Source organism: Ignatzschineria cameli (assembly GCF_003121895.1).
GTDB lineage: Bacteria > Pseudomonadota > Gammaproteobacteria > Cardiobacteriales > Wohlfahrtiimonadaceae > Ignatzschineria > Ignatzschineria cameli.
Window position 1 is genome coordinate 153,906 of sequence record NZ_QEWW01000004.1, and the last position, 12,374, is coordinate 166,279.

At 47.0% G+C, this 12,374-nt stretch carries 5 protein-coding genes and 4 tRNA genes; 7 read left to right on the plus strand and 2 right to left on the minus strand.

Translation table 11 applies throughout. From position 1 onward, the window contains the following. Positions 1 to 39: 39 nt before the first annotated feature. Positions 40 to 2,502 carry a penicillin-binding protein 1C gene (gene pbpC, locus DC077_RS07470; protein ID WP_109201876.1) on the minus strand — a complete coding sequence of 821 codons (2,463 nt, stop codon included), beginning with the start codon at positions 2,500 to 2,502 and terminating at the stop codon, positions 40 to 42. A 415-nt stretch (positions 2,503 to 2,917) separates the two neighbouring features. Between pbpC and DC077_RS07475 the strand changes: the two genes are divergently transcribed. The 7 genes from DC077_RS07475 (at position 2,918) to DC077_RS07505 (ending at position 10,765) form a co-directional block, all read left to right on the plus strand. Then, complete coding sequence (locus DC077_RS07475) at positions 2,918 to 8,002, plus strand: alpha-2-macroglobulin family protein (protein WP_109201877.1); 5,085 nt, start codon at positions 2,918 to 2,920, stop codon at positions 8,000 to 8,002. A 257-nt stretch (positions 8,003 to 8,259) separates the two neighbouring features. Continuing rightward, the gene (locus DC077_RS07480) at positions 8,260 to 9,498 is read left to right on the plus strand and encodes a multifunctional CCA addition/repair protein (RefSeq protein WP_109201878.1); all 1,239 of its coding nucleotides are present in this window, start codon (positions 8,260 to 8,262) and stop codon (positions 9,496 to 9,498) included. Between the two features lie 59 nt (positions 9,499 to 9,557). Next, positions 9,558 to 9,634: transfer RNA gene (locus DC077_RS07485), tRNA-Pro, on the plus strand. Between the two features lie 40 nt (positions 9,635 to 9,674). Further along, a tRNA-Arg gene (locus DC077_RS07490) sits at positions 9,675 to 9,751 on the plus strand. Between the two features lie 64 nt (positions 9,752 to 9,815). Next, positions 9,816 to 9,891, plus strand: a tRNA-His gene (locus DC077_RS07495). 52 nt (positions 9,892 to 9,943) lie between these two features. After that, a tRNA-Pro gene (locus DC077_RS07500) sits at positions 9,944 to 10,020 on the plus strand. 250 nt (positions 10,021 to 10,270) lie between these two features. Beyond that, positions 10,271 to 10,765, plus strand: coding sequence for an MORN repeat-containing protein (locus DC077_RS07505; protein WP_109201879.1), 495 nt, complete (start codon positions 10,271 to 10,273; stop codon positions 10,763 to 10,765). A 29-nt stretch (positions 10,766 to 10,794) separates the two neighbouring features. On the opposite strand, the gene DC077_RS07510 is transcribed toward DC077_RS07505, so the two are convergent. After that, positions 10,795 to 12,279 carry an MFS transporter gene (locus tag DC077_RS07510; protein ID WP_109201880.1) on the minus strand — a complete coding sequence of 495 codons (1,485 nt, stop codon included), beginning with the start codon at positions 12,277 to 12,279 and terminating at the stop codon, positions 10,795 to 10,797. Between the last annotated feature and the right edge of the window lie 95 nt (positions 12,280 to 12,374).

The window sequence follows — 12,374 nt, forward strand, 5'->3', positions numbered from 1 at the left end:
AAATTAAAAGAGATTAAGATTAATAAGGGTTAATAGGAATTAATAGGGAGCACGTAGCTCGAAATGAATATTGTGAAAATGACCTTGATCATCCTGCACCGTTAAACGATAAAGTCCCGGCATCATATTGGGAAGATCAAGAAGAGGGGCCGCCAATAGTTGTCCATTGAGATACCAATAGCGGGGGACATTTCCTGTTGCCGTTAATGGAAGCTGTTGATCATTTTGAAAGATGATACTCTCATCCACCAAAGTGGTGATCATCAATTTCTGTAAGGGATTCTCCCCTCTCTTACGCTCATCTCTCCCCAATTGCTTCTCTACTGATACTTCCCCCGATGCTTCTACCAATAATTTCCCTGAGGTAGGTCGTAAGAGAGAGTCACGCGTTTGCAATGATTGCAATAGAGCCGGCCAACCCGCGTGAGGAAGCTCCCCCGGCGCATCATAGAGAGTTCCGGGAATTTTTCCACCAATGGTGTCGATGGAGAATCGTTGAAGGCAATCACGATCCGCCACCACGGCTGATGAGCGCCCAGAAGGCCAGCAGATCTGTGCCGATTCAATACCTGCGGGCTTTGCAATCTCCCTTCTCTCTTGTGGTAGAAGTTGAAAGAGATCGAAAAGGAGCGGAACCGCACTATCACTAGCCATCATACCGATATTAGGGAGTCCATCGGGGCGCCCAATCCAGACACCAACACTCCAATCGGCAGTGACACCAAAGGCCCAAGCATCCCGATGGCCATAGCTCGTTCCACTCTTCCACGCGATTCTTCGACTATTGAAGCGTTTCTGTGGCGCCACCCCTCTCAATGCTTTTACCACAAGCCAACTCGCCTCAGGGGAAAGAAAGGCGCTCCCCTCGCCCTTTTCTCTCGGCACTTCAAATAATTCCGCTTTTTCAAACGATTCAGAGCGCGCTCTATCAAAAGCGTGATCTTGCTCAGATTGGATAAAGTGGGGCTCCCGAACCGATCTAACCCACTGAAGAGGATAGACCTCTCCTGCTGTTGCTAAACTACTATAGAGACGAATCTGTTCCTCTAAAGAGATGCCTACGCCACCTAGAATCAGGCTCAAAGTGGGAGTCTCACTATAGAGAGTAATACCGGCATCTCGTACCTTTTTGACAAAATAGTGGGGCGTTAATTGTTGAAAGATCTGCACAATGGGGATATTGAGCGAGAGCTGCAACGCGCGATAGGCGGGAATCGCCCCCCGATAACGTTTATCAAAGTTTTGGGGCTCATAACCATCAAAGGAACGGGGAAGATCTGTTAAGAGGCTCGCTTCATGGATAATGCCGTAATCGAGCGCTAATCCATAAGCGAAAGGCTTAAGTGTAGATCCTGGGGAACGAATAGCCTGCACCATATCGACATACCCCGCCCGTTCTGGATCAAAAAGGGAGAGGGATCCCACATAAGTCACCACTTCATGTGTTCGATTATCCACAATCAAGACTGCCGCCGAGAGTCGATCGGAAAATTGCTTTTCTCTCAAAGAGAGATAATCCTCCACCGCCTTTTGCAGACGATAATCGATCGTTGTCTCAATCTGGACGGCATCGGGATATTGCCGGCGTAGCCGTTCTGCTAAAAGAGGTGCAGAGAAAGGGGAGAAACTGGGCTGATAACGCACTGGATCGGCGATCGTTGCAAAGTAACGCACCTCATCGATCTGCCCAAAATCGTAGAGTCGCTTTAACACCTTATTACGCGCCTCTTGAGCGACTTGAAGTGAGCGGTCGGGCCGATAGATCGAAGGCCATTGTGGCAAGGCGACTAAAAGTGCGCTCTCAGGCAGGGTCAAGGCGATGGCCGGTTTTGAAAAGTAACGCTCAGCGGCGGCGGCAACGCCCTCAATATTTCCTCCCATCGGCGCTAAATTGAGATAGAAGGTGAGGATCTCCGCTTTACTATAGGTTAGCTCTAGCTGTAGAGCCCGAAAGATCTGCGTCATCTTCCCCATAACTGTTCGTGGATGGGGATAGAGCAGACGCGCCACTTGCATCGTTAAGGTCGAGCTACCGGAGACAACCTCCCCCGCCGAGATCCACTGTCCTAAAGCACGTAGCGTTGCAAAGGGATTGACCCCAAAATGGTGATAAAAGTAGCGATCCTCATAAGTTAATAGTGCCGAAAGATAGCTAGGCGCCACCTCTTCCGGCGTTATCCAGTGTCGCAAACGCCCTTCATGATCGGTAAATTGTCGTAAAAGTTGTCCATCAGCAGCGACCACCGTGGTAGCAACAGAGATAACGGGCGGTTGCAACGGAAAGAGAAAATTGAGAAGAAGAAAGAGCAGCGCAGATAGAGAGAGCACTATAAGCGGAGAGAGCCACACTAGGCGCCAAAAAGAGCGCCATCGTCCCCACTTTTTAGGAGCGATCCTTGATCTTATCTGAGGCTCCATCGGTAGATCGAGCTCTGACTCCACTTGTGAATCGACCGCTCGACCCTCCGCTGATCCCCCATTGTCACAATATTCCTGCTTCACATAAGCATCCTTCTTCTCAACGCTTCATCGCCACTCCCCAAACTCTTAGTTAACCGCAATGATTCCCACTATTTGGAGGCGGAAAGAGCGATCAACGCCCTCTAATAACCCGCTCACTCTTCGATACCACTGTCAGATCTCTCTCAAGTGGCCCTCTCAAATGGCGGCGCTATCCAATAGCTCTCTCAAATAACGATTTTCTATCTCGATCGTCTCTAATCACAGTTAAGCCATTCTATCGAACTTTAAGCCGATCATTGTAAAAAAAAGCATAACGAAAAGTTTTAAAGAAACATTCAAAGAGGCAAAAAACCCTCACATTAAACCGATCGATTGAATAAAAAAGCCACAAAAACTACACTTTTTTGGCATAATTGAGGTCACTGCCCCGAGAATCACAATAGAGAGGATCAAGATGATGAAGAGAAAAAAAGTACTGGAGAAGCACTCTCCCTTAAGCAAATTCCGAAAAGAGCGCCTCTTCCTGCTTCTGCTCCTCTACACCCTTCTTCTGATATTGATGCCCGCTTCAGCGCAAGTCGAGTCGATCAATGCGGCAACGATAGAAGGAGAAGAGACCCTCTCTATCTTCTTCGACACCCCTCAAAGTTTCCCCCCAACATCGCTACAAAAGCAATTTAACGTCAAACGTTTCGATGGCGAACAAGAGCGCTATATTATCGATCAACAAGGGCAGTGGCACTTGAGCAAAGATGGGTTTCGTCTCTCCTACTTCCCGGTCGATAGTGGTAGTTATGAGGTCACAACTGAACTCTTTCCCCATCAGAAAGAGCACTCCCAACGCTCTGCTGAGATCTATATTGGCGAGCCGAGCCAAAAGGTGAAAATTTTAGGGCGCGGGCCGGTCTTACCGATAGAAAATGGGGCTCTACCGATAGAGATGATCGGAACCGATCAGGTCGATCTAGAGTTTTATGCTATCGATAATCTCCCCTCACTGCTAGAGCAATTCTATATCGGCAATGATCTTAGTAGCTGGAGCTTTTCCCAATTGAGCCGCGAGATCACCCCTGAAGCGATCTTTCGCTACCATACAACTCAACCGGCGACTAAAGGCGCTAAAACGCATCATCACCGAATTCCTCTGCCTAAAGAGATCGCTTCCGGCGCCTATCTTGTCACCGTCAATCCTGCCGGTGAAATCTATAAAAATATCGATGCCCGAATTATCTTTATCACCGATATTGGGCTCCAAGCACGTCTCTATCCCCAAAAAACTCTGATTATTGCCAATCAATTCTCCACAGGTGAACCTCTCGAGGAGGGCTCACTTGAGGTTTGGCGCAATCAGAAGGGAAAACTGATCAAAGAGCGCAATCTCTGCCAATTTAAGGCGGGCCTCTGTGAAATCTCTCAAAGATTAAAGAGCCAAGATGTGATTGTTGTCCGAAAGGGAGAGGATCTCTCTGTGCTTCCTTTAAAGGAGATCGCCCTCGATCTGAATGAATATGCCGTCACCGGAGAAGCGAGCCGAGATGAAATCGCCTATCTCTATAGCAATCGAACCCTCTATCGCCCCGGCGAGGTTGCAACGATCAATCTCTTAATACGAGATTATGATGCTCGTCCCTTGCCGGCTCAGCCGATCACCCTCTCTCTCATCGCTCCCGATGGAAAGAGATATCGAGATTACCGACTTGATCCACAAGCTGATGGTTTCTATCAAAAAGAGATTCCCCTTCCTGCTAGCGGTCAATTGGGATTATGGCAGATCGAAGCACGCACAGATTTAGCAAGTGAAGCCCCTTTAGGCGCCTTAAAAATTTATCTTGAAGAGTTTCTTCCAGAGAGAATGGCGCTAACGCTTCTCTCCCCCAAAAAGCCCTATCTCTATCATGAAGATCTGCCACTAACCATTGATAGCCACTACCTCTTCGGTGCGCCGGCAGCGGAGAATCGTTACCGTTTAGAGAATCAACTCTCTATCGATCGGACCCCCTTTATCGGAAAAGAGGATTGGTATGCCGGAATAATTGAGTTCCCTTTCGATCGCTATCCTGCAGAATATCTACAAGAGGGATTACTCGATCATAATGGGCATGCAGAAGTCACCTTACAACTCCCTCAAAGCCCTGATACGGTGGAAACACCCTTCTCCGGCATCTTAAAACTAAAAAGCCATGTGGCGATTCTCGATGGCTCTCTTCTCGGTATTACCCGTGAGATTGAGCAACAATTTTGGCCCCATAAAGAGATTCCTGTTATTCGTCCTCTCTTTAGAGCTCGGGATCTCGGCTATGGCGATAGCGCCCGTTTTGAGCTCTTTAGTGCCGGCAGTGATGGAGAGATTGTCCCTAGCCATCTCCTAATCACCTTAAAATATCAAGATCCCTCCTGTATCTGGATCTACAGTGCCGCTCGCGGTTGGGATTGCCAATATAGTAGTCGCTATCAGGTTATTGAGCAGAAGAGCGTCGATGCAGATCAGATCATTCACTATGAGGTCACGCCCAATAGCTGGGGGGAGTATCTCCTCGAGGTGAAAGATCTCCAATCTGGCTTAATCTCCCAATACACCTTTAGTGGCCGTTGGGAAGAATCTAATAGTGGACAGTTACCCGCTGTCAAACCGCAACATCTCAACCTAACAACCGAGAATCCCTTCTTCACTCCAGGCCAAGCTCTTGAGGTGACGATCGATGCGCCCTTAGCGGGGAACTTAACCCTTCTTATCGAAGGGGAGGCGCTGCTCTATCATGAAAATTTAAGGGTTGAAGCGGGAAAAACATCGATCAATCTCCCAACCGATCTTCCCTGGGATCGACACAATCTCTATCTCTCAGCACTTCTCCTCTCTCGAAATAGTGAGGGGGAATTGGTTCGCTCATTTGGCGTCATTCCGCTTAAGGTCAATGAAGCCCATCGAGAGATTCGTCCCGAGATCGATCTTCCGGCAGTTGTTAAGCCTAATCAGCCACTGACTATTCGGGTCACGCTGCCAGAAGAGTCTACAAAAATGGCCGATAAGAGCCCTTTCTATGGCACGATCTCTATCACCGATAGTGGGATTCTCAATATGATCCCGCAAAAGCCCCTCTCACTCTTCGATGCCTTTTTTGGTCAGCGCCGTTATAGTGCAACCATTATCGACTACTATAGCCGTCTCTTTAAACGGGGAGAGGGTTCACTCCTCAACCCTCAATTTGGGGGCGATGGATTAGTGGTGGAAGAGGAGAATCAGCTTGCCCTCAACTTAACGGAGATGCCGACCGTTTCCCTCTCCTCCCCCCTTCTCTCTTTCAATGATGGAGAAGCAAGTTGGGAAGTTGAACTTCCTGATTTTAATGGCGAGGCGATTGTTGCCGTGAAGCTCTTTAATGATTCTCAAGTGGGTGAGGCAGAAAAAGCGCTGATTATCCGTGCGCCCATTATTGCCGATCTCCTTCCACCTCCCTTTATTCGTGTGGGAGATGAGAGCGCTTTAGCCTTAACGTTGATCAATATGGCACCAGAAGAGACATTGACAGAGACCTTAAAAAGAGAAGGGGTGCCTGTCACGATCACGCTAAGTAGCGATACCATTCAAGTTCTCGATACAGCGGAATCTTCCGTACAGAAATCTCCCGAGCAAACCCCCACTGTCTCAAAAGAGCTTGATCAAGCAAGAGAAGAGGAGCCATCTAACAAGATGCAAAGTAGCAAGGAGCTCCTTTGGCAACAGCATCTGATACTACCTTACAATGAGAAGCGGTTTGAACTGATTCCTATCACGCTCCCCTCATTAGCGACCGCAGAAGGAGCCGCAATAGAAGCTCCGGTAACCGTAACATTAACGCTTGAGAGCCCCCTCTATCAGGCAACGCGCCACTATCAAATTGGTATTGTTCCCAAAACGGTGCAGACGGCACAATATCACCGGCAATATCTCTCATCAAACCAGAAGATCGAATTAAGCCACTGGCAGAAGCAGTATGAAGCGGGAGCAAAGAGCTTCTTAACGCTCTCCAAAAATCCAACGATTAATCCGGCACTCTATGCGCTGGAGCTCTTCAATTATCCTTACGCCTGTAGCGAACAACTGACTAGCCAAACCTTCCCTTGGCTCTTTAAGTCGCCGGCACTCAACTTGGTGAAGAGAAGCTTCTACCAAGCCCATCAAACCAATGAGACAAGAGAGGAGAACGCAACTCAAGAGAACTCAACGGCTCACTTCTCAGCGTGGGAAGAGTCGTTCGTGGAAGATCACCTTGCACAACTCTTAGCAAGACAGCAGCCCGATGGAGGCTTTCCCCTCTGGAATAGTGGGCCGAGCTTTCTGCCGGCAACCAACTATGTCACCGATCTTTTAGTCACGGCAAAGCGGGATCATTACACAATTGTGACCCAAGAGGCATTAGATACCGCTTATCGCTACCTCCAAAGAGCCCTCAATCAGACGCTGGCAGAATTTAATCTCTATGGTTTAGAGATCTCCGATTATGCCAATGGGTTAACAAGAGATTCACTCGCATCGATCAGTTACGCAAGCTGGCTTCTTGCCGACGGTGGGAAGATCTATCTTGCTGATCTACTCTTTCTCCCCCAATTAGCGCCTCGTCTAACGCCGCTTGCAACCACCTACTTAGGAGGGGCATTGATGATTTTAGGGGATACCAAAGGAGGATTAGCTCTCTTCTCCACCTTGCCGAGCAAGATCGATCAAGCTGAGCAATATTATGGTTACTACCAATCCTCTATCTCAGAGTTAGCCTTGATGATCGACCTTCTCAATCGACTCACTGATCGTGGTTATCCCATCTCTCTGGAGTTGAAAAAGGGGCTTTTTGATCGACTTAATCAACGCTTAGCTCATCAAAATAACTTCTCCACACAAGATCGTTACGCCTTAATTCGTTTAGGAAGTGATGCGGTCAAAGAGAAGACCCCTTTAAAAGTTATGATCAATGGTGAGCAGAAGATTCTTCAGAGCAATCAACCGATCCCTGCAGATGAGATTGAATCATTTGAGGCACTTGAGCCCCTCTTTATTCAATATATGATCGAAGGGGAGCCGAAAGAGCTTACAACCGCAACTCAATTTAAGATGCAATATCGAAACTCCCTCGATGCCGCACAAGGAAGAAGTTACCAAGTAGGGGAACAGATTGAAGTGAGCATCGAGATAACACCAGAGATCGATCTTCCCAATGCCCTCTTAACTGCGATGATTCCGGGAGGATTTAATCTTGTCAATCCTCATCTGATTGCCGACATCGATGCAAAAGCGCCGGGAGATTTCGATGGAGAGAGATCAAGTTATTCGATCGAATCAAAAAATCTCTCCTGGGAGGATCAAGAGCAAATTCATGAGGAGTATCGCCTCGATCGTTATGTCGCTTCACTGCCCCTTAGAGCCGGAGAGAAGGTGATCTTCCGCTACCTCTTAGAGGCGAGTGTGCCAGGAGAGTATCAGATGCCTACCACAATCATTGAGGATATGTATCTTCCTGATCGTCGCAATGTGATGACGCAGCCGGGGAGAATAATCATTACCCCTTAAAGATCTCTCTTAAGCATCTCTCTCATTATCCCCTCATTAATTCCCTCATTGAAGAGGCACCTTTAAATGCCGTGGTTGAGGGGAAAGTTGAGTATAATATTGGGGTATCACCTATTTGAGTATCACTCTTAACGGTAATATCTAAGGTGAGATCTCAGTCAAGATTCTGAATAAACGATCTAAGTATAAGTAATCAGTAATAAGTAATCAGTAATAAGTAATCAGTACCATACTGTAAGGAATAGATAGAAAAAGATATGAGTTCATTTCAGACCTACCTGGTGGGCGGCGCCGTTCGAGATAAACTTTTAGGCCATCCTTACCATGAGCATGATTGGGTTGTTGTGGGTGCAACGCCTGAAATAATGACCGATGCCGGCTATCTTCTCGTTGGCAAAGACTTTCCAGTCTTCCTCCATCCTGAAACAAAAGAGGAGTATGCCCTTGCCCGCTCGGAGAGAAAAGTCGCCAAAGGTTATCAAGGCTTTGCTATCTCGGCAGATCCCTCAATTACCTTGGAAGAGGATCTTCTTCGCCGAGATTTAACGATCAACGCGATGGCGGAAGATCAGGCGGGCAATCTAATCGATCCTTATGGCGGATTTAGGGATCTCGAGGCGCGTATCTTACGCCATGTCAGTCCCGCTTTTGTGGAAGATCCTGTCCGCGTTTTACGCCTTGCTCGCTTCTATGCGCGTTATGCTCAATATGGATTTACCATTGCCGAAGAGACCAAAGCGCTGATTAAAACGATGATCGACTCAGGTGAGCTTGAAGCACTGACTGCGGAGCGAGTCTTCCAGGAGCTACTCAAAGCTCTCGGGGAGGCAACACCACACCACTTCTTTAATGCGCTTAGAGAAGTCAGAGCTCTTGAAATTCTCTTTCCTGAATTGGAAGCGCTCTTTGGTGTTCCACAAACGGCTAAATATCATCCTGAGATCGACTCCGGAGTCCATACATTGATGGCACTTGAGGTTTCGACTCAAATTACCGATGATCTCCCTACCCGTTTTGCCATTTTGTGCCATGACTTTGGTAAAGCGATCACCCCGCCGGATGAGTGGCCCAGCCATAAACTGCATGAAATTCGTGGTGTTCCCATTGTGGAACAATTTTGCGATCGGCTTAAAGTTCCTAAAGAGTTTCGCGAGATCGCCCTTAAAGTGACGGAATATCACCTCTTAATGCATCAGGCCTTTGTCCTCAAACCGAAGACCATCTTAAAACTGCTCAAACGTCTCGATGCTATTCGCAAGCCCCAAAATTTAATCCGCTTTGTTGATGCTTGTATGGCAGATGCTCGCGGTCGATTACATTTCACAGAGCGGGAGTATCCACAACGAGAATACCTCCTCACCTTACGAGATGCGCTACAAGAGATCGATCTCAAACCGCTTATTGCCGAAGCCGATCGTAAGGAGATTCCCCAAATCATTGAGCGAGCACAGATCAAAAAATTGCAGGAAACGATTAAAAATTACTCAAATATTTGACGCTATAAAAATAATAGCCTATGATACATTTCTTTCTTGGAAAGCAAGAATAAAAATTTCGGGGCATAGCGCAGTCTGGTAGCGCATCTGGTTTGGGACCAGAGGGTCGGGGGTTCGAATCCCTCTGCCCCGACCAATTTTTAATCTGATTCAAATGCGGCCCTAAAGTGCTTTAAGCGCTCGTAGCTCATCTGGATAGAGCATCGGCCTTCTAAGCCGAGGGTAGCAGGTTCGAGTCCTGCCGAGCGCGCCATTAAGCAGAAAGCAGCAGAAAGGCGTGCATTAGAGCCAAGAAAGAAAACGGTAAATCATCTATGGTGGGCGTAGCTCAGTTGGTAGAGCCCCGGATTGTGATTCCGGTTGTCGCGGGTTCAAGTCCCGTCGTTCACCCCAATTTACCTTTGCTTTAAAAGATTCCCCCAAAGAATCTTAAAAAATTTAAGTTCGGGGCATAGCGCAGTCTGGTAGCGCATCTGGTTTGGGACCAGAGGGTCGGGGGTTCGAATCCCTCTGCCCCGACCATCTTAAATTGATGATCTTTTACTCCCAATAATAGATCGATACTCTAAAGAGTATAAGAGAGAAGACAGCGTCCGATAGGACGTTTTTTTTCGTCTCAATAAAAGTAAAAGTGATCTGTGATCTGTAACCAATTATCAATCGATCGCACGCTTAATCTCAGTCTTCGTTTCAATCTCAGACTCAGACTCAACTTCTATTCTAATCCTCACATCAATATCTTATATCGATCTCAATATTAAAGGGAGCATCTATGCAAACAGCATCAAAAGAGTCACGTAAGAAGCAGATACTTTATCGAACCCTCAAAAGTGGAGCTCCGATACTTCTCTCTCTTCTTATTATGGCATGTAGCCATACGCCAAAGTCACTCCCCCTTCACCAGCCCTATCTCGATGCACAACGGCAGATTCAATCTCTCACCACAGATCAATACCAGATTCTTCCTGATCAGAGCATCTATATTGGTGAGTTAAAATCGGGAACTGCAACAGGATATGGAAAGATTATTATGCCCGATGGTTCTCACTATCAAGGTGCCGTAAAAAATGGTCGTCCTCATGGTTTTGGGCGAAGCGAGATGCGTAGTGGCGAGATCTATGAAGGCGAGCATAAAAATGGGCGTTTTGAAGGTCGTGGGCGCTTGATCTTAAGTGATGGCTCCACCTTTATCGGTACCTTTAAAGATCATAAGGTCGATCGAGGTGAGATCTTCTTTCCCGATGGAAGTCATGGCATCTCACGATAATCTACTCCATATCTACAATCGATCATCATTTACGCTTTCCGCTGATGAACCTTCTCATGCTGTGGATCTTCTTGATGGGGATTGAGTCTCTCTTGCTCCTCATCAATTCTCCCTGCCATTAAGTCACCATCATCATGCTGAAGCCGGGCAAAGATATAGGTGGCAAAGAGCGTTAAAAGCCCCATACTAATAAAAGTGAGTTGGAAAGCCTTTGCCATATTGTCTGAGATAAACCACGCCTGCCCCACATAGAAGTTGAGAAAGAGTGCCGCAAAAGCAACACCTAATGTTAGTGCCAATTGCTGATTAACAACCATTAAGCTATTGCCACTACTCACCTGCTCTTTTCGTAAATCCCCAATTGTTAAGGTATTCATCGCTGTAAATTGTGTCGAGTTACAAACTCCTAGCACAAAGAGTATCCCCACCAGAAGCGGCATAGGGATAAAACGCCCCACAAGGCCGATCATAATAATCAGAAGACTAATGAAGAGCGTATTCCAAATCAGTACTCGGCGATATCCTGTGAGTTTTAAAATTCGAGTAACAATCGGCTTAACAAAGAGTCCACCAACAGCGATAGGAACCAAGAGCCAGCCGGCATCACTCGGCGTATAACCTAAAGCAACCTGAAAGAAGAGCGGCAATAGAAATGGCATCGCACTGATCCCAAGACGCGCGATCAGATTTCCCAAAAGGCCGATACGATATGTTCGAACATCTAGCAACGTCGTTGCAAAAAGAGGCGCCTCTTTCCGCTTAGCATAGAACCAATAATTGATCAGTAGAATAAATCCGATAATCAGTAAGGGGAATGTGATCCATTTCTGCTCCCCATTAATGGAATATTCCAGACCAAAGGTGATCGCAAAGATACCGAGCGCAAAGATCAGATACCCTCGAAGATCAAAGCGAAATGGCTCACCCCGAAAGTCCGGCATAAAGAAGAGCGCTAAGAGAAGTACGATGGCGCCAATGGGAATATTGATCAGAAAGATCCAATGCCAACTCATATATTGCACTAAATACCCCCCCAAAACAGGCCCTAAAATCGGCCCGATCAGGGCGGGAGTAATCGCATAATTGATCACCCGCAGATACTCTTTACGATCATAAGCCTTCATCAGAGCAAGGCGTGCTACAGGGGTTAACATCGCCCCACCAACCCCTTGTAATACTCGCGATAAGGTTAATTGCAGTAACGTCAAGGAGAGCGCTGCAAAGAGCGATCCTAAAGTAAAGAAGATAACAGCGAGAAGAAAGGTGCGTTTAGTGCCGATCTTATCAGAAACAACGCCACTAATAGGCGCACAGATTGCTAAGACTAAGGTATAGACAACTAAAATCGATTGGATCTTCAATTGCGGCTCATTCAGATCAAGCGCAATAGAGGGGAGTGCAGTATTGAGTATTGTGGTATCGAGCATCTGCATAAAGATAGCGATCGCTAAAATTACCGGTAATAAAATTCGATAACGCTGATTCTTCAACTCGGTCTCTCTGCTAACGCCCATAGATTCCCCTTTTTCTTCAATATTTATAGTGAGTGTAACCCCCTTCCCTAAAAAAATATAGCCCCATCACCGCTTTCCGATCTCTTTAGTGATTA